Here is a 21,120-nt window from a genome sequence, read left to right as displayed (position 1 = left end):
GTTCACCCGATCACTTGCACCGCGGGACATCGACGCGGACGTCGGGCGTGTCGATGAGGGGTTGGACGGGGACGACGGGATCGCCTGCGGCGGAGGTGGGTTCGACGAGGGTGAACACCACCGTCCCGGTGGCACCCGGCTTCACCCGCACCTGCGCGGTGGCGTGCAGGTGGCCGAGTTCGGTTCCACTGCTGTAGATCGTCGGCTGGCCGTCGACGGTGACGCTCTTCAACACCGACCCGTTCGTGCCGTTCAGCGTGACGTTCGCGTAGTTCGTGCCCGGGACGATCCGCTTGTCCGGGTTGCCCAGTCCACCGATCACGTACGCAGGCAACGACAGGTCCTTCACCGTGTTCGTCATCTTCACGGTCACCGTGGTCTCACGGGTGGAACCGGTGCACGCGGGCGCGCTGTAGGTGATGGACCGCTTGAGGTAGTAGTCGATCTTGTTGCCCGCCAGGTTCCCGATGGACACCTCGGCGTACGGCGCCGACGTCTGCACCACCTCGTGCGCGAGACCCGACTTCTCGAGCAGCGCCTGCTCGTCCGGGCGGGTGCTGTAGATCATCAGGCGCCGCTCGTGCACCGCGCGCCCGAGCGCCTCGAGGACGCCGCCGGTGTTGCCGCGGGCGGTGGTGACCGTCGAGATGGCCTTCGCCGCGATCTCCTGCAGGTACGCCTTGCGGGCGGGGTTGTCGCCGCCGAACCGCTGATACGACGTGGACAGCGTGATCGGGACGACGGTGTCACCGGTGATCTGTTCCCCGTCGTCGAGCCTGATCGGCCCGGTGGCCTTGAGGAGGTAGCTCAACGCGATCGGGTCGGTGGCCAGAGCACCGTCGAGACGTTCCCCGGACTGCTGCTGCCACATCGACATCCAGATCTGCGCCGCGTAGGGAAAATGCGGGCTGACGTTGCTGTTCCGGGAATCGGTGTAGGGGCGGTTGATCCCGTAGTTCAGCGTGTAGTCGTCACCCAGGTCGATCGGCCGACTCGGCGCGCGCAGCGTCGTGTTCGCTCCGAGATTGTCGACGTTGACCCGACCGTCGCGGGCGCTGATCACGCCATAGGCGCCGAGAAGTCCGCCGGTGGACCGGGATTCGGCGGGGGTCTGGAACGCGAAGAAGTAGCGGCGGGTCTGGTCCTGGCCGAGCATCGGCGGCAGCAGCTGCGCAGCGGTGTCGGTGCCGCGGATGAAGCGGCTCGTCTTCTGGGTCTGCGACGCGAGTTGCGTTCGTGCGTCGGACACCTGGCCCAGCCAGGACCCGTCGATCGACGCGGCGCGGGCGTCGATGCGCTCGGCGGCGTCGGCGATCCGACCGAGCTGCTGCTGGTTCTGCTGCAGCAGTGTGGTGTCGATCCCCTTGTCCCCGGTGCGCAGTCGGCTGGGGTCGAGGGTGGTGGCCAGCGACGCGATCGGCTTGAGCACCTCGCCGGACAGATCGGAGACGACGTCGGAGATGTCGGCGACCGACTTCAGCGGCGACCCGAGGAACGGGATCGCGGCCGCCACCGACCACACGGGGTCGTGGGTGGCGGAGTGCGCGCTCGACGCCGCGGACTCCGCCGCCGACGCCGCCTGCTGCGCGCGACCCACGTCGCCGTTCAGCACGGCGCTGCGGGCCGCGGACGCCTGCGTGCGGGCGGTCTCCAGGTCACTCTTGGCCGACACGGCGCGGTAGGCGATCCAGGCCAGTGCGATCACGACGATGAGCAGCACCACGGCGACGACGATGAGGACGGTGCGACGACGGCGACGTGGTCGCGTGGTCACGGTCTGCGTGGTCATCGGTCTCCCTCGTCGGCGCCGGGGGGCGCTGTCTGGACTGCGAGCATCTCACCGATCGCCCGCATCGTCGCGGGCTCACCGAGATCGGCGTGGTCCGCGTCGACACGGACGGCGGTGACGCGCCCGACGACACCGGACCGCCAGTGATCGGCCGCCTCGTCGGTGGTGTCGGACGCGACCACGAGCACCGTGTGGTCGACGGCGATCGGTTGCGGGTCGAAGGCCGCCGCCGATCGCGCGATCGCGTCGATCCGCGCGGTGTAGGCGGCGAACCGGGCCGCGTCGGCGGCACGCAGGGCCTCGGCGGTCGCGGGGTCGATCCCGACGACGTCGTCGCCCGCTGCGGCGACGTCGACGCCGACCAGCGCGTCGAGCAGGACCAGCAGCGCGACGGTCTCACCGGCGGTGACCGCGAGCTGCGCCATGCGGTGCGCGATCTGCCCGCCCACCGACCATCCACCGAACCGGTACGGGCCGTGAGGTTGTCGCTCGCGGACGGCGTCGAGGTGGCGGGCGGCGAGGTCGTCGACGGTCGAGGGCGACGTCGGCGTCGGGTCGAGGAGATCGGGCAGTTGCATCCCGAGCACACCACCACCGACAGCCTCGGCCAACGGCCGGTACATCGACGCCAGACCACTCGCCGGGTGGACCAGCCACAGCGGATCCGCCCCCTCGGCGAGGGGGATGACGTGCTGCAGCAGGTCGGCGATCTCAGGGGCGAACTCGGGCCGGGATCCCGCAGCCCCCGCGTCGATCTCCGCGGCCAACGCCGCCGGGGTCGGATGGGCCACCACCGACTCCAGGGCCACCTCGGCACCGACAGCCTCGCGCAACGCCCCGACCAGCGGGATCAACTGCAGCGACGTGCCACCCACGGCGAAGAACTCGTCGTCGACACCGATCGAGTCGTCGCCGATCACGCTGCGGAACACCGACAGCACCGTCTCTTCGGTCGGCGTCCGCGGCACCGCTCCCCCGCCACCCCACTGCGGCGCGGGCAGCGCGGCGACGTCGAGCTTGCCGACGGGCGTGACCGGCAGCTCGTCGACGACGATCACCTGGGCGGGCACCAGGTGCGCCGGCAACGACAGGCCCATCGCGGACCGTAGAACGTCCCCCGAGAGGTCGCTGACGGCGTAGGTCACCAGCGTGTCGCCGGACGGTCCGGCGACGGCGAGGGTCGTCGCCCGTCGGGCCCCGGCGGCGATGGCTGCGGCGTCGACCTCGGCGGGTTCGACGCGCACACCCCGGATCTGGACCTGCTGGTCTGCGCGCCCTGCGAACGCCAACCCCACCGGTGTGCGACGCACCAGGTCGCCGGTGCGGTACATCCGGGCGCCGTCGTCGGCGGCGACGAACCGCGACGCGGTGAGCGCGGCGTCGATGTAGCCCTGCGCGAGAGCGGGACCCAGCAGGTAGAGCTCGCCGACACAGCCGTCGGGTACCGGGCGCAGACGTCGGTCGAGGACGGCGATGCCGACGCTGTCGGCCTGGCGCCCGAGCATGGGGCCAGGGGCGAGATCCGCATCAGTTCGATCCCAGAGCACCATGATGGTGGACTCGGTCGGCCCGTACACGGTCGCGATGTCACGCCCGATGGCCCAGCGCTGCACAATATCCCGGGGCACGGCCTCGCCACCCACCTCCACCAGTCGCAGCGCGGGCAGGCGGGCGGGGTCCAGCGTCGCGAGCACCGTCGGCGAGGTGAACAGGGTGGTCGCGCCGAGTCGGGCGAGTTCGGCGGTGCCGGCCTCGCCGCCGACCCGGTCCGGCGCGATCACCGACAGCCGCGCACCGGAACCGGCCGCCCGCACGAGCTCGAACACCGCCGCGTCGAAGCTCGGCGACGAGTGGTGGGCCACGCGATCCTCCGAGGTCAGACCGGACTCGATCGGATCGGCGAACAACGACAGGCCGCGGTGGGTCACGGTGACCGCGTTCGGGAGCCCGGTGCTACCCGAGGTGAAGATGACGTAGGCGGGGGCGTCGACGAGCGGCCTGGCCCAGTCGACGGCCTCCACCTCACCGAGGTCCTCGCCCACCGGATCCACCTCGACGGTCCGGATCCCCCCGGCGACAGGCACATCGCCGGCAAACGCACCCACGACGGCGACCCGTGCGTCGGCGATGGTCAGCATCCGTGCGACGCGCTCGGCCGGGTAGTACGGGTCGACGGGCACCAGCACCGCGCCGGTCCGCACCACCGCCCACGTCGCGATCACCGACTCGACCGATCGGGGCAGCATCATCGCGACGCGGTCCCCGGCGTGCACCCCGGCGTCGAGCAACCGGGACGCCATCGCCGCCGACCGTCGGTCCAGGTCGGCGTAGGTCAGCGCGACAGCACCGTCATCCACGGCGACCTCCTCCACGAACGACGTTGTCGCGTGGGCGAACACGTCCTGCAGGGTCGTCGGCGGGCGCATCGCGAGGACCGACCGGTCGACGGCGTCGCGCGCCACCTCCGCCGGGCTGCGCAGGTCGATCGCGTCGACTGGCATCGCCGCGGGTGCGGTGACCATCGCGGTCAGCGCCCGCAACCACCGCTCGCCCAGGGCGACCGCGGTCTGCTCGTCGAACAGGTCGGTCGCGCGGGTGACGATCACCGACCCGTCGGGCGCGACGGTGAACTGCAGGTCGAACTCCGAGGGGGCGCTGATGTCATCGCCGTCGGGCAGCCCGATCGGCAGCGCCGGCAGCACATCAGGGGTCTGCGAGAGCAGTACCTGGACCAGCGGATGCCGACCCGGGTCCCGGGGTGGCCGGACCGCGGCGACGATCTCGTCGAAGCCGACCAGCGTCGATCCGATCGCCTCGGTGTCGACGTCACGGATGCGGGACAGGAAGGTGTCGACGTCGGTCGGGGTGACGCGGGTCCGCAGCACGGCGGTGGAGACGAACATCCCGGCGACCGGGGCGATCTCCGGCACCGATCGCACCGACACGGGCGTCCCGACGGCGACATCGTCGGTGTCGGCCGCACCGGCGAGCGCCAGGACCAATGCCCCGTGCCACAGGTGGAACGGCGTCACCCCCGCGGCGCGGGCGCGAGCCGGAATCGCGTCGACCACAGCGGCATCGGGGGACAGCCGCGTCGACGCGGTGGCCAACGACCGGGACGCGGTCCGCGGGCGATCGGTGGGCAGGTCCAGCACACCCGGGTATCCCTCGAGTGCGGACAGCACCCGGGCCCGGTCCGTGGCGCGTATCGCCGCCGGCACAGCGGCTTCCGCCATCGACCACTGCGCGTACGTCACGTCGAGCGGAGCGAGCCACCGCCCGGACAGAGCCTCGGCGAGATCGGACGACAGGATGCCGACCGACTGACCGTCGAGGGCGATGTGGTGCACCACCATCAGCAGGACGCGGCCGTCGGCGGCGCGGATCGAGACCGCTCGCACCGGCGGATCGGCGGACAAGTCGAACGGTGCGGTCAGGTGCGCGACGAGTTCCGGCGGCGGGGAGGCCAGCGCCTGCGCCCAGGTCACATCGCCCAGGTCGACGACGCGCACATCGGGCCGGAACGACCGGAGCACAACCTGATAGGGGTCGCCGTCGACGATCGGGTACGTCGTCCGCAGAGGCGCATGCCGGTCGACGACGGCGTGCACCGCGGCCTGCACGCGCGCATCGGAGATGTCGTCGGCGAGCGGAATTAACACCGGCACCGCGTACATCGCGACGTCGGACCGTCCGCGCGCCATCCGGTCGGCGAACCAGATCCGTCGCTGCGCGGTGCTCAGCGGGACCCGGCCGTGCACCGGTCCGCGGGCGATCACGGTCGCGAGCGCCGAGGCCAGGGAACCACCCTCGGTGTCGGGTGCACCGGCCACGCTGGCCGCGAGGGCCGCGGCGGTGGGGTGCGCGAACACCTCGGCCACCGCGAGACGCCGGCCGGTCCGGCGCGCCAGGGCCGAGACCACCTGCGTCGTCGACAGCGACGTGCCACCGAGTGCGAACAAGTCGTCGTCGGGGCCGATCTCGTCGACGCCGGTGCCCAGGACCTCGGCGAACACCGCTCGTACGACGGGGATGTCGATGCCGGGCAACGCCGGTTCGGTCACGGACTCCACTGCGGAGGCGGGGTGCACGGGCACAGCCGTCAGCCCGTCCTCGATCACCGGGAACGGCGAGGACGGATCGGTCGCGGCGGCGGTCAGCAGGGCGACGACCTGCTCGGCGAGTGCCCGCGCGGTGGTCACGGGCACGGCCGGTGCGTGCAGGACGATCAGCTGCAGGGCACCGGTCGGGTCGGGTCCGACGACCACCTCGACGTCGAACTTCGCGGCCACCAGTTCGTCGACCTCGGCGATCGGCTCGATCCGGCTGTCGCCCAGCGGGATGCCCCCGACGAGCAGCGAGGGGTCGAGCACCGCGCGGGCCTCCTGCTGCACCACCAGCACCGACACCAACGGGTCGTGGCGGCCGCAGTGGTCGGGCCGGACAGCGCGGGCGACAGCGTCGTAGGGGACGCCGTCGTTCGCCATCGCGGTCAGGTCGGCGTCGCGGACCGCGGCCAGGACGTCCTCGGCGCTCGCCGCGGGATCGATCGCGGTGCGCAGGGCGACGGTGTTGACGAACATCCCGACCACGGGCTCCATCGCCGGGTCGGGTCGTCCGAGGACCGGTGCGGCAACGACCACGTCCGACGTCCCGGTCCACCGCGCGAGCACGGTCGCGACCGCCGCGTGGACGGCGTGGAAGGTGGTCGCGCCCACACGCTGGGCGAGGGCGTCGACGGCCCGCGTCACGTCGTCGGGCAGCACGACGGCCACCCGACCGCCCTCGCCGACGGCCGACTCGTCGTGTCCCGGAAGACGCTGGGGCTCACCGAGGCCGGCGAGTGTCTGCCGCCAGAAGCGGAGTTGCCGCGCATAGGTGGAATCGGGGTCGTCGGGGTCACCGAGGCGACCGAGCTGCCACCGCGTCACGTCGATGTAGGTGAGCTCCGGCGCGGGGAGGTCGGCGTCGTCGGTGTAGGCGGTGGCGAGGTCGGCCAGGAGCGTCCGCAGCGAGAACCCGTCGACCGCGACGTGGTGCATCACCGCCACCAGCAACCAGTCCGCGTCGCCGGAACCGGCGACCTCGACGAGAACAGCGCGGAACGCCGTCGACGTCGTCAGGTCGATCGGCGCGGTGATGATCTGCCGCACAACCTGATCGGCCTCAGCAACGTCGACACGCGCCACCTCGGGCATCGCGACGTCGTCGGGTGCGAGCACCACCTGACGCGGCCCGTCAGGGGTGTCGGGGTAGACCGTGCGCAGGCTCTCGTGGCGCACGGCGAGACGGCGCAGCGCGCGTCGGATGCGGTCCGGGTCGGCGGGTCCGACGATGCGCGCGACGACGGGCACCGTGTAGGCGGTGGACTCCGGGTCGAGGCGGTTCAGGAACCACATACGCCGTTGCGGGAACGCGAGCGGCACGCTCGCCGGGGTCGGCAGGTGCACCGGCCGGACACCGCGCGCGTCGGACGGTTCCATCGCGTCGAGGTCGGCGGCCAACTCGGCGACGGTGCGCGCGTCGAAGACCTGCCGGACGGTCACGTCCCGTCCGGTGGTCTCGCGCAGGCGCCCCACGACCCGCGTCGCCGTGAACGACGACCCGCCGAGGGAGAAGAAATCCGATGCGGTGTCGATGGTCTCGGCGTCCACACCGATGATCTCGGACCACACGGCGACGATCGCCAGCTCCGTCGGTGTCTGTGCGGGGCGGCCGGGCGGCATGTCCGGTGCCGGCAGCGCGCGACGGTCGAGTTTGCCGTTGGCGGTGCGGGGCAGGTCGTCGAGGACGGTGATGAGTGTCGGGACCATCCCGCGGGGCAGCAGGTCCCGGGCGGCGCGGCGGATCTCGTCGGGGTGGATCGGATGGTCGGTGTCGTCGGGCACCACCCACGCGGCGAGGACGTCGGCGCCCGACGGTGTTGCCTGCAGATCGCTGACCGCGTCCCGGACACCGGGGATGGTGACCAGCGCGGCGTCGATCTCCGCCGGTTCGACGCGCAGTCCGCGCACAGCGAGCTGAGTGTCGGTGCGGCCGTGGGTGACCAGCGTGCCGTCGGCGCGGCGGTGCACCAGGTCGCCGGTGCGGTACATCCGCGCGCCGGGATGCGCGGGGTCGGCGACGAATCGCTCGGCGGTGAGGTCCGGGCGACCGAGATAGCCGCGGGCCAGCGATGCACCGCGGATGTAGAGCTCGCCGACGGTGTTGTCGGGGACGGCGCGCAGTCGCCCGTCGAGGACCACAGCCTGCGACCCGGCGACCGCCTCGCCGATGTCGACGGGTCCGTCGTCCATGTGGAGGTCGGTGGTGACGACGATCGTCGTCTCGGTGGGGCCGTAGAAGTTGACGAGTTGCCGCCCCGCCGACCACTGGGCGGCGGCGCGCTGCGGCACCGCCTCGCCGCCGACGGTCATCAGCGACACGTCCCGCATCCGATCGGGGTCGAGTGTGCTCAGCACCGCCGGCGTCGAGAGGACGGTGTTCACCCCGTGGGCGGCGATGACCTCGTGCATGGCGTCGCCGCCGATGACATCGGGTGGGCAGATCACCACGGTGCCACCCGACGAGAAGCCCAACAGCAGTTCGATGATGTGCGCGTCGAAGGACGGCGCGTAGTTGTGCAGCAGCACCGTCTCCGGGCTGAGCGGCAGGCCGTCCCGCATCGTCGCCAGCAGCGGCCCGATCCCCCGGTGCGAGACGGCCACACCCTTCGGAGTGCCCGTCGAGCCGGAGGTGAACACGACGTAGGCGAGGTCGTCGGCGGTCAGGTCCATCGGCCCCCGGGCCGTCGGCGCCCTCTCCGGGGTGTCCTCGAGCGGCACGACGACGGTGGATCCGAGCGCCTCGGCGACGTCGTCGACGGGATGCCCGGGCGCGGTGAGCACCACCGCGGGCGCGGCGGTTCCGAGGACGCGGGCGCGACGGGCAGGCGGGTCGGTGGGGTTGACCGCGAGGAACGCGGCACCCGCGTAGCTGATCCCCCAGGTGGCGAGCACCGACCACGTCGACCGCGGCGCGTGGGTCGCGACGATGTCGCCGCGCCCCACCCCTCGTGCCCGCAGTGCCGCCGCGATGGCCCGCGCCCGCGCGTCGAGGTCGGCGTATGTGAACGACTCGTCCCCGTCCACCAGCGCGACGCGATCGGGATATGCGGCCGCCGTCGCCGCCAGCACTCCCCCGAACGTCACCACCCCCGACCCCGCGCCACCCCCGGACCCCACCCCCGTCGACTGGGCGCTTACAGACGTCGACTGGGCGCTTACAGACGTCGAGTGGGCGGTTACAGACGTCGACTGGGCGGTTGACGCGACCAACACGTCCCCGACAACCACATCGGGGTGCGAGAGAGCGGCGGTCAGCACCCGGACGACGTCGTCGACCATCCCCTGCGCGACAGCCTCGTCGACGGTGGACGGGCGGTAGACCAGAGCGATCCGCAGGGTCCCGTCGGTGACGGCGACGGAGAAGTCGAGTCCGAACACCGTCCGCAGGAGGCCGGTCCGCGCGAGCGCCTCGACGTCGGTCGCCAGCGCGGTGCTCCCCTCCCGGTCGGTCATCAGATCCGACAGGACGATCGCGGTCAATGCGCGACCGGCGGTGCTGCGATCGGGGTCGGCGATGGCCGCGATCTCGGCGGCGGGGAGGTCGGCGTGGGCGAACGCGTCGAGGTCCGCGGCGGTGACGTCGGCGACAACCTCGTCGAACGGCCGGTCGACGTCGATCTCCGTACGCAGCGGCACGGTCCGCGCGAACATCCCGACGGTGTCGGCGACAGCCGCGTCGACGCGCCCGGACGTCGCGGTCCCGACGACCACATCGCCGGACGCACCCCGCCGCGCGATCACCGACGCGAGTGCAGCGTGCACGGCGATGAAGACGGTCGTGCGGTGGTGGACCACCCAGTCCCGCAAATGGTCCAGATCGTCCAGCACCGCAACGGCGATCGCGCTCGGCTCACCGGAGCGTTCGCCGACGGTCGACGCGACCCCGGGCAACCGGATCGGGCGGATCGGCTCGGCGAACACGCCCCGCCAGAAGCGGTGCAGATCGTCCGACCGCGCGGCCAGCATCGAGCGGTACCACTGCGTGTACGACGCGAAATCGACTGCGACCGGTGATGCCTCGACACCTTCGCGCGACGCCAGCGCCGCGAGCTCCCGTTCCAGCACCGCCACCGATCGGCCGTCCGCGGCGATGTGGTGGATCGCCGCACCGACGATCACGCCGCTGCCGGTGTCGGCGACGCGGATACGCCACGGCGGGGCGACCGCCAGATCGAACGGAGCAAGCACCTCGGCCACCACCGCAACAGCGTCGTCGGTCGCCCGCGGTGTCAGGTCGATCGCGATGTCGTCGACGTCGACGAGTTCCTGCCGCGGGCCCAGCACGTCGACGGGATAGCGGGTGCGCAGTGCGTCGTGGCGGGCGATGACGTCGCGCACCCGCGACTCGACCGCCGCGCGGGATTCGCTGTCGCGCAATTCCTCCACCATCGAGTCGTCCAACGGAACCGCCGCGACGAGGTGGTAGCCCGTGTCGTCGGGGTGCAGACTCCACTGCAGCCAGACCTCTTCCTGCTGCGGTGTCAACGACAGCCGCTCTGGCCGGGCCATCGGCGACGGCCCGGGCACGCGCACCACGCCGACGTCGTGACCGGCGTCGACGATCGCGGCCAGCATCGCGATGGTCGGGTTCTCGAACACCGCCCGCACGGTGACCGTCGCACCCGCCACGTCCGACAGGCCGGCGGCGAGACGCGCTGCGGTGAGCGACGATCCGCCGAGCGCGAAGAAACTGGAGTCCGGGCCCAACCCGGCGGGGTCGGTACCGGTGAGATCGGCGACGACGGCCGCGACGACCTGTTCCTGCGGCGTCAGCGAACGTCCGGGCGCGGCGGATCGTTCGGCCAGCCGCAGCAACGCCGCGGTGTCGACCTTCCCGGTCGGCGTCAGCGGCCACCCGTCCACCGCGACGACCACGGCCGGCACCGACTGCGCCGGCAGCACCCGCGCACAGGATTCGCGCACCGCAGCGTCGTCGACGGCCGGGCCGACGACGAACCCGATCAGCGTCTCGTCACCGGCGACAGGCCCGGGTCGCACCACCACACGAGCGTCGACGACCCCGGGCGCTGCACGCAGCGCCGCGACCACTTCACCGAGTTCGACGCGGAACCCGCGGATCTGCACCTGGTCGTCGGTGCGGCCGAGGTATTCGAGACGTTCGTCGTCGATGCGCCGCACGTGATCACCCGTCCGGTACATCCGCTGCCCGCCCGGCCCGGCGACGAACCGCTCGGACGTCAGACCCGGCTGCCCGAGATATCCCGCCGACACCTGCGGCCCGACGACGTACAGCTCGCCGCGCGCACCGACGGGCACGGGCCGCAACCGCGCGTCCAGCACCCGCACGGTCATCCCGGCGAGCGGTACGCCGATCACGCTGCGCACGTCGTCGACATCGACGACCTGCTGCGTGAGATGCACTGTCGTCTCGGTGATCCCGTACAGGTTCAGCAGCTGAGCGGTCCGATGACGGGCCGCCCATGGCGCCAGGGTCGACGGGGCCAGCGCCTCGCCACCGAACACCACCCACCGCAGCGACGGATGTTCCTCGCCGCGCTCGGCGATCGGCGCGAACGCAGTCGGCGTCTGACTGAGCACCGTCACGCCGCGGCGGTCGATCAGCTCCGACAGCACCGACGGGTCGCGGGCCGTGTCCCCGTCGACCACCACGACGGTCCCGCCCGTGGTCAGCGCGCCCCACGTCTCCCACACGGAGAAGTCGAAGGCCGGCGAGTGGCTCCACGTCCACACATCAGTGGGGCCTGTGTCGATGAGCGGCAGGGTCGCCGACAGCATCGACGCCAGGTTGCCCCGTGTGACCACAACACCTTTGGGCGCACCGGTCGAGCCCGACGTGTGGATGATGTAGGCCGGGAGATCGTCGGAGATCGGCCGCGGTTCGGCCTGCGCCACCCCGATCGCCGCATACGTCAGCACCCGCGCCCCGAACACCGTCCCGTCGGGGTGGTCCTCCTCGACGACCACCGGGACCGCCGGCCACACCGCGTCCTGGATCTCCGCGACGCGCCGCGCCGGATAGGACGGGTCGACGGGGACCAGCGTCGCTCCCAGCTCGTGGATGGCCACCGACACCGCGAGGGTCGCGGCAGAGCGCCCTCCGGTCAGCATCACCCGGGTCCCGGCACCGACGCCGGACGCGGCCAGCGATTCGACGAACTGATCCACCGTGGCCAGCAGCGCGGCGTAATCGACCGCCCGATCCCCGTCCACCACCGCGACAGCCCCCGGCGTCGATGCCGCTCTGTCCCGGAACGCGATCACCGGATCGATGCGGCCCGCCCCAGGCGGCCCCACGAGCACCGGCGACGACTCCCGCGGCACCACGTCGTCGACGATCACGTCGGCGCCACCGTCGGCGAGCGAGCCCAGTACCGCGACGACGTCGGCCAGGATGCGCTGGGCAGCAGACACATCCACCGACCCGACGCCGACGGTGAGCACCACATCCACGCCGTCGGCGCCACGGTCGGTGACCGTGAACTCCAGCGGCACCCGCGCATGCGGCACGCGGATCGGCGTCACCGACCGCACCAACTCCGCGTCGAGCGCATCGACGCCGACCATCGAACCGGGGTCCTCGGCGTAGGAGACGATCACATCCAGGTACGGCTGACGGGCGGAACCCGCGCCCGGCGCCACCGCAGCCACCAGGTCCTCGTAGTCGATCGCATGTTCCCCGGTGGCGTCGGTCAGGCCGCCGGCGCTGGCGGCCACCGCATCCCGCAGGGACACATCGACGCCGACGCGTGTCCGCAGCACCGCCATCCGCACGAACATGCCGACGGCGGTGAAGTCGGTGGCGGTGTCACGCCCGACGGTCGGCACACCGACCACGACATCCTCGTCGCCGGTGACGGTCGCGAGCACCTGCGTCAGCGCGACATGCACGACGTGGAACGGGGTGACGCCACACGCGTCGGCGACAGCGACCAGCCGATCGCGCACGCCCGGCGCGAGCGGCGCCTCGAGGTGTTTCGCCGGCTCCGGCCCCGGCGGTGCGCTCGCCGCCGGACGCGGCAGCGACAGCTGCGTCGGCGCACCGTCCAGCGCTTGTCGCCAGTACGCGACAGACTCCGCCGACACCCCACCAGCAGCGGTCGCCCGTGCGGCAACCGCACTGTAGGCCTCGGCCGACTCCGCCCAGTCGGGCTCGCGGCCCGCGGTCCGCGCGGTGATCGCGGCGAGCACGTCACCCCCGAGGATCTGTACCGACCACCCGTCGGCGACCGCGTGATGCGCGACGAGAACCAGCACCCGCGCTGCGCCGGAGTCGAGGTCGAACAGGTGCATCCGCCAGCCGGGGGCGGCGAGGTCGAAAGGTCCACGGGCAGCCTCGTCGACAGCCGCGTCGAGCTCGGCAGCGGTGACCACTCGCCGCCCGACGATGGCCGCGTCGACGTGTTCGGCCGCATCGGCGATCGGCAGCACCCGCGCGACCGGCGCCCCGTACTGCTCGACGAGGACGGTTCGCAGGATCTCGTGCCGGCCGATGACGTCGACGGCGGCCGCGCGGACCGCGTACAGCCCGACAGCCGGATCGAGGTCGACGCGGAGCGGCAGGTGGTAGACGGTCGAGTTCGGATCCAGCTGGTGGAGGAACCACAGACCGCGCTGCTGTGCCGACGGCGTGTACTCCACCGGGCCTGCAGGCGCCGCGGCTGCGATCGGCGGCGCCGCAGCGAGAACCTCGGCGAGCGCGGCGACCGTCGGCGCGGCGACGATGTCCCGCACCGCCGGTTGGCGGCCCGTCGCAGACGCGAGCCCGACGGCGATGTGCATGTACGACAACGAATGTGCGCCCAGATCGAGCAGCGACCCGGACGGGTCGACCGCCTCGGGCTCGCGCCCCAGCACCCCGCCGACCACGGTGCGGACCGTCGACAGGAACTCCGACGCGTCACCGCTGAGCACCGACGCGGAAGTAGCACCGGGCGCAGGCAGCGCCGTCCGGTCGATTTTCCCCGACGACGTCAGAGGGATTGCGTCGAGCACGGTCACCTGCGACGGCACCGCATACGCCGGCATCACTGTCGCAGCGGCGGAACGGACCTCGGACGGATCGACATCTCCGACGACGTACGCGATCAGCACTCCCCCGTCGACCCTAGAGCCGTCGCGCACAGAGACCACGGCGTCGACGACCCCCGGCGCGGAGCGCACGGCCGCCTCCACCTCGGCGAGCTCGACGCGGAACCCGCGGAGCTGAACCTGGCTGTCTGCGCGCCCGAGGTATTCGAGCTGACCGTCGTGGGTGCGTCGCACGATGTCGCCGGTGCGGTACATGCGGGTGCCGCCCGCAGCGGCCACGAACCGCTCGGCCGTGCGTGCGGTGGGCCCGACGTAGCCGTCGGCGAGTTGGGCTCCGGCGATGTACAGCTCACCCCACACCCCGGTGGGTACCGGCTGCAGTGTCACGTCGAGAACGGCGATAGCCATGGCGGGCAACGGCTCACCGATCAGCGACCGTCGCTCCGAGACCACCGCCACCGGCGTCGTGGTGACGTGCACCGCGCCTTCGGTGATGCCCCACATGTTGGTGAACCCGACTGTCTTCCCCACGGTGGCGGCGAACTGCCACAACCGGTCGAAGTGCAGCGCGGATCCACCGAACACCACCTGATCGAGCGCCGTGACGCCCTCGCCGACGCGGATCGCCTCGGCCGCCAACGCCTCGAACGCCGGGGGTGTTTGGGAGAGCACGGTGATCCGGTTGTCCTGGACGAACCGCCAGAGGGCCGCCGGGTCGCGGATGGTGTCGGCGTCGGCGAGGACCACCGACGCGCCCACGCGCCAGGGGGCGAGGACCTCGAACACCGAGAAGTCGAACGCGAGGGAGTGGACACAGCTGAACACGTCGGTCGGCGAATAGTTCTCGGCGACCCCGTCGAGCATCGCGACGACGGCCCGGTGACTGACCGACACACCCTTGGGACGTCCGGTCGACCCGGACGTGAAGATGACGTACGCCTCGGCGTCGGCGGGTATCGGGACGGGTTGCCACTCGGGATCGGCATCGAGATCGTCGAGACCCACCGACCGGTGACCATCGAGCGCTCCCAACACCACCGCGGGCGCGGCGTCCTCGAGGATGGCCGCGATGCGCGCCGGCGGCAGCGTGATGTCGACGGGAACGTAGGCGGCGCCGGTCATCTGGACACCGAGCTGCGCGATGACCGCTCGCCCGCCGCGAGGCAGCGCGACCGCGACGCGATGTCCCGCCCCGACGCCGAACGCGGCCAGCCCGGATCCGATGGCCCGGGCCGCGTCCACCACGGCGGTGTAGGAGTACCGCACCTCCCCGTCGACCAGTGCCGTCGTCGCGCGCGACCGCGCGGTCTTCAGAACCACGTCGACGACGGTGCGCCCACCGGCCGCGGCCCTCGGCGGCAGCGCACCCGCTGGCCCCGGCACCAACTCATGCAGCAGCGATTCAGGGGTCGCCGACGCGAACGCGTGGGCGGCGGCGTCGATCATCGCCTGCGCGGCCGCGGGAGCGAGAACGGCGGTGTCATAGGTGAGTGAGATGCGAAGTCCGTCGGCCCGGTGGTCGAGGTTCCACTGCAGCGGGACCCGGGGATCGCGTGCCGGCTCCTGGTGGACGTCGACGGCGAGCCCCATCTGCGCGGCGACGACCGATGCGCGGTCGACGCCGCGGTAGCTGATGAGCACGTCGGACAGCGGCGCGGTGGTGGGCGCACGTGTCGGTTCGACGGCCCGGGCGACGTCCGCGATGGGGACGTCGCCGTGCAGACGCGCCTCGCGCACAGCACCGTCCACCAGCGTGACCATGTCGTCGAACGTGATCCCCGGCTGCAGCTGGGTGCGGATCGCGACGGGGTTCACGAACATCCCGACCGCGGGTCGGGCGGGCAGCAGGTCGCGGCCGGTGTGGACGGTGGCGAGGGTGAGGTCGAGGCTGCCGGTGAATCGCGCGGTCACCGCGGCGATCACCGCATGTGCAGCGGCGTACGTCCGGGTGATCTCTGTTTGCGCCACGCTGGTCGAGACCTGCTGCGCGGAATGGGCGAGATCCCGCTGCCCGGTGGTGCCGGGCCATCGCGGGCGGGCGGGGAGATCCCGCAGCGTCTCCGTCCAGTACGAGAGTTGCTGCGCTCGCAGGGAAGCGGGATCGCCCGGTTCCCCCAGTGCCGCATCGATGATCGCCGCGGCGTCCGCGTACTGCACGGGGGTGTCGGTCCACTCCGGCGCCTCTCCGTCGCGACGAGCAGCCCACGCAACCGCCAGGTCGGCAGCCAGCACTTCGATGGACGCGTCGTCGACCAGGGCGTGATGGACCGCGACCGCCACGACGAGGTTCTCGCCGTGCACACGCACCGACAGCCGTGCGGGGATCGACGAGGTCGGGTCGATCACCGAGTGTGGGTCGGGCAGCACGTCGTCGACGAGCATGGCGGCGACAGCCTCGTCGGTGGGCCGGACGTCCTGCCATAGAGATCCGTCTCGATCGACGCGGACGACGGTCCGCAGGATCTCGTGACGCGCCACCACGTGGCCCACCGCCTCCCGCGCGGCGACGACGTCACCGGCCGCCCCGCGCAGCGTGACCGATCCGACCAGTACCTCCGCCGTCGACTCCGGCGCCATCCGCGCGGCGACCACCATGGCGGCCTGCTGCGGCGACGCCGGCGGGCGCGCAGTACGTGGTGGGACCACCACCGGCGTCGCCGCCTCGACCCGGGCAGCCAACTCCTGCAACGACACCGACGTGAGCACGTCCCGCACCGTCACCGGGGACCCGGTCCGCCGGGCCAGAGCGGTCGCGATCTCGGTGGAGTTCAACGACGTCGCACCGAGGTCGACGATGTCCGCCGCGAGGGAAGGCTCGTCGACACCCAACACCTCCGCCACCACCGCAGCGACAGCCCGCTCGGCCGCGGTCGACGGCGCGGCGTACGGCGCCTCGGAATCCAGCGTCGTCAGCGATGCGAGCGCGTCTCGATCGACCTTGCCGGTCGGGGTGATCGGCAGGTGGTTGACAGCGACGATCCGCGACGGCCACATCGCGGGCGACAGGCGTTCGGCGAACAGGCGACGCAACCCGGGGCGGACCGTCGTGGGTGACTGCGTGACGACGTAGAGCGCCAGCGCGTCGTCGGCGACGGTCGCGGCGGCGGCATCGACGTCGGGGTGCCGGGAGGCGGTCGACTCGACTTCTTCGAGTTCCACTCGCACGCCGCGGATCTGGACCTGGTCGTCGGCGCGGCCGAGGTACAGCAGTTCGGTGAGGTCGTGGTCCCAGGCGACGAGGTCACCGGTGCGGTACATCCGCTGTCCGGGGAGGTAAGGGTCGGCGACGAAGCGTGTCGCGGTCTGTGTGGTGTCGCCGAGGTAGCCGAGGGCGAGGGACGGTCCGGAGACGTACAGCTCACCGGGGGCGCCGAAGGGTACGGGCTGCAGCCGCGCGTCGAGCACGTGGACGCTCGTGCCGGTGATGGGTCGGCCGATGGTGGGCGTCACCTCACCGTTCTCGTCGGCGGTGATGTGTGCAGCGGTCGCGACGATGGTGGTCTCGGCGGGGCCGTAGAGGTTGTGCATCGAGCGGCCGGTCGCCCACGTCGCGGCGAGGCCGGCGGGCAGCGCCTCGCCACCGGTCATCAGGGTGGTGAGGACGCCGGGCTCGAGGGCGTCGGGGGTGATGGTGGCCAAGACGCTCGGGGTGACGAGCGCGTGCGTGATCCGGTTGTCGTTCAGGTACTGCGCGAGAGCCTCTCCGGACAGCGCGCCTGTGGGGGCCGGGATCACGGTGCCACCTAGCGCCGCGGCCAGGATGTGCTCGAGGATCGTCGCGTCGAACGCCGGCGAGGCGAGCTGCGCGACGCGAACGGGTTCGTCGGTGGCGAACCTCGATCGGAATTCGGCCGCGAGCGCGGCGATCCCCCGATGCGGCACGACGACACCCTTCGGCTCGCCGGTCGTGCCCGAGGTGAAGACCAGGTACTCAGCGCCGTCGGGATGCTCGGCCCCCTGCGCGACAGGCAGGTTCGCGGTGCCGACGAGCTCGACGATCCGGTCGCGGCGCTGCGGCGGCAGGTCCGGGTCGAGGACCAGCAATGGTTCCGGACGGCGCGCGGTCGCCCAGATGCCGACGCTCTGCTCGATCCCCCGCCCCCGCTCGACCGTCGCCACTCCCCCGATCACCGCATCGGGCTGGGAACTCGTCGACGTCAGATCGCCGTAGGTCACGATGGCCCCGCCGACCTCGATCGCCGGCGTCGACGGCGACTCCAGTGCGTTCTCGGCGAGCAGCGTCGCCAGCGACGTGGGTTCCGGCGCTGCCGGTCCGGTGACCGTCTGTATGGCTGCTCGCTCGTCATCGTCGAGCAGCGCCAGGTCGACCACGTGGCTGTCCGGGTCGGTCAGAAGTGACCGGCACATCTCGTCGAGGAGGTGCAGGAGGCGGGCGTGATGGGTGCGCGTCTCGTCCGCGGTGTAGCGGTGGGGGTTGGTGTCGAGGTCGACCTGGGTGGCGAGGGTGCCGTCGGCGGTGACGCGGGGGTAGATGGTGACCGAGAGGTCGTCGATGGGGCCGGTGCTGATGATCTGGACGGTGCCGGTGGCGTCGCCGAAGCGGACGGTCGGCTCGATGAGCATGAGGTTGAGGATCGCGCCGGTGACACCGGGCGTCGCGGGGACGGGTGTGCCGGCCGCGGCCAGGTCGGCGCGGATGTCCTCATAGCGGTAGCGCTGGTGGCGCAGGGCGCCGAGCATCGAGGACTGCGTTGCCCGCAGGGCGTCAGCGACAGTGGTGTCGCCGGAGAGCTGTGTGCGGATGGGAACGACATTCGACACCGGCAGTGGCGTCTTCCGCAGGGCGGCAACGGTCCGCGCGGCGACGGGCAGCGCGATCTGCACGTCGCGTTGACCGGTCATCCGGGAGAGATAGATGGTGAGCACGGTACCGATGACAGCCGGCAGCGTGGTCGTGTATTCGGCTTCGACCTGACGCACCAGCTCGGCGGTCGATGCCGGGATCAGTCCGCTGATCTGATGCGTCCGCGACGACAGGTCGCCGGACCGTCGGCTCAGGGATGAAGGCGGCGGGACACCCGACAGCTGTTCCCGCCAGTAGTCGCGATCGCGCTCTCGACGGGTCGACGTCAGGTACGCCGCATCCGCCTCGAGTGCCGGCCCGAAATCCTCGGGAGCCGGATACGACGGTTCCCGCCCCTCGACCGCCTCCGTGTAAAGGCGCCCCCACTCATCGAGCAGTTGCATGGCCGCAACGCCGTCGGCCACCAAGTGGTGACCTCGCATGTAGATGAGGTGCTGGTCATCCGCGACCCGCAGCAACCCGAACAAAGCAGTCCGGTCACGCGTGGGGTCGAGCGGTGCCGACGCGTCGGCAACCATCCACTCCCGCGCCGCGGCCAGCGGATCGGCCTCGTCACGGAAGTCGACCGCAACGTTCGAATCGTCCAGTGACGGATCGTGCACCGTCGCGACGCCTTCGGCGCCGGCCTCGAAACGCAGGAACAGCGTCGCCCGCCGAGCCACGTACTCGCGTCCGACCTGACCAAGGAGATCAGTGTCGAGCGGACCGGTCAGGGACAGGTAGTACGCGACGGCGACCGACGCCTGAGCCGACGCAAGGTGCAGATCCCACAGAGCTCGTTGAGCCTGGGTCAGCGCCAGTCGCCGCATCCCCGGCACGCTAGTGGACCTCAGTGCTTCGGCGAACGCTTCGGCTCGAGAACGTTCTCGATGGCCTTCGGCTCGCGGCTGCGCCCGAACAACGACCTACTCCGCTTCGGCTTCACTGCGTAGTAGCCATACCGGCTCTTGTCGGTCGGCGCCTCTGTGAGCACGAACCCGATGACGGGCGTCTGACCGTTGACAATCTGTTCGTACGCATCTTTCAAATCCGGGATCTTGGTACTGCCGGCTCTGGCGACGAGCACGACGCCGTCCGCCCACTGCGCCAGAACGACTGCATCCGTGACCGGCAATACGGGAGGCGAATCGACGATGACGTAGTCGAATGACGCGGCGAGCTCTGTGAGTGCGTCGGACGCGCGTCGCGCACCTAGGAGTTCGGCGGGGTTCGGAGGCTTCGGTCCTGACGCGAGGATCCACAACCCGTCTACCTGTGTGGGCTGCACGAGGTCATTCAACACTCCGTCACCGCGCAGGAAATTGGTGAACCCGACCTCGCCGAGCAAGCCTGTCCGAGTGTCGACCTGCGGCCGCCGCAGGTCGGCATCGACCAAGACGACTCGTTTGCCGGCCTCTACCAGGGCGGCTGCGAGGTTCATGGCGGTGGTGGTTTTGCCCTCCACGGCAACTGCACTCGTGACAACGATTGTTTTCGGTGGGTTGTCGACACTGGTGAACGTCAGGTTCGTGCGGAGTTTTCTGAACGCCTCGGCGGCGGCGGTGGCTCCTTCTCGGAAGTCGATCAGGCCACGACGCTTGAGCAACTCGTCCGCTGGAACGCTTGCGAGAACGGGAGTCGAACTCACCCGGGCAAGATCGGCCTCAGACCTTGTGCGGGTGTTGAATCGCGAGAGGGCGAGCACAACGAGCGCACTCAGGATGAGTCCTGCGACAGCGCCGAGGAGAACGTTGCGTGTGGTCTTCGGAGAGACTGGCGTCGAGCTGGCTCGAGCAGGCGACACCAGCGTGAGCTTGGCGAGCGGCCGCCCTCCGCCAGATGGTGTCTCGAGCTGGGTGACGTAAGAGGTCATCGAACGCGATACCGCGTTGACCAGCGAGACAGCTTCGCCTCGATTTGTCAGCGTCGCAGTTATCGACAAGAGAACCGTCTCGTTCGTCGATGTTGCCTTCAGCGCGGCCTTGGCATCGTCCAGTGACAGCGACAGCCCACCGGATTGCAGCGCCTGCGTGACGATCGCATCGGAGTCGACGAGCTTGGCGTAGGAGGTCACGCGCTGCTGTGAAGCGAGGGATCCTTGGTATGCGCTCGACGAGTTGTCGTCGGTACCTGAAGTGACGTAGAGCGTCGCCGCAGCCTCGTACTCGGGTGTCTGCGCGAGGCTGTAACCCAGAGCCACGGCTGCCAAAACAACAGCACCACCGATGACGACCAGCCACCGCTTGCGCAATTCGTTCAGAGCGTCAACGACGGGGTTCTGCCCTTCGCGGCCCTCATTGTCTGCTGTCATTGGGCGCATCCGTCCTCTGGTTGTCGTGCCACGCTGCGGCAGCCGCCGTCGGCCGCGTATTGGGCGAGTCCCAGCACGTCAGATTGTCGTGTCGAACAAA

The 21,120-nt window shown here is 71.2% G+C and carries 3 protein-coding genes; all 3 read right to left on the bottom strand.

Annotation, left to right across the window (positions count from 1 at the left end):
* Positions 1-10 precede the first annotated feature (10 nt).
* The 3 genes from LX14_RS11345 to LX14_RS11335 are packed head-to-tail and all read right to left on the bottom strand — an operon-like array spanning position 11 to position 21,020.
* Positions 11-1,789: a DUF4012 domain-containing protein gene (locus tag LX14_RS11345; protein WP_253647301.1), complete on the bottom strand. Its 1,779-nt coding sequence runs from the start codon at positions 1,787-1,789 to the stop codon at positions 11-13.
* Positions 1,786-19,539: a non-ribosomal peptide synthetase gene (locus LX14_RS11340; RefSeq protein ID WP_253647300.1), complete on the bottom strand. Its 17,754-nt coding sequence runs from the start codon at positions 19,537-19,539 to the stop codon at positions 1,786-1,788. The genes LX14_RS11345 and LX14_RS11340 overlap by 4 nt, the downstream gene beginning before the upstream one ends.
* 20 nt (positions 19,540-19,559) lie before the next feature.
* Positions 19,560-21,020, bottom strand: coding sequence for a tyrosine-protein kinase domain-containing protein (locus LX14_RS11335; protein WP_253647299.1), 1,461 nt, complete (start codon positions 21,018-21,020; stop codon positions 19,560-19,562).
* Positions 21,021-21,120 lie beyond the last annotated feature (100 nt).

The sequence above is a fragment of the Williamsia deligens genome, from assembly GCF_024171765.1.
Lineage (GTDB): Bacteria > Actinomycetota > Actinomycetes > Mycobacteriales > Mycobacteriaceae > Williamsia_A > Williamsia_A deligens.
The sequence above is the reverse complement of the archived record's forward strand: the minus strand, read 5'-3'. Positions and strand labels throughout refer to the sequence as shown.

Coding starts and splice junctions, on each gene's coding strand:
- LX14_RS11335 (WP_253647299.1), bottom strand. CDS start 21,020: ATGACAGCAGACAATGAGGGCCGCGAAGGGCAGAACCCCGTCGTTGAC.
- LX14_RS11340 (WP_253647300.1), bottom strand. CDS start 19,539: ATGCGGCGACTGGCGCTGACCCAGGCTCAACGAGCTCTGTGGGATCTG.
- LX14_RS11345 (WP_253647301.1), bottom strand. CDS start 1,789: ATGACCACGCAGACCGTGACCACGCGACCACGTCGCCGTCGTCGCACC.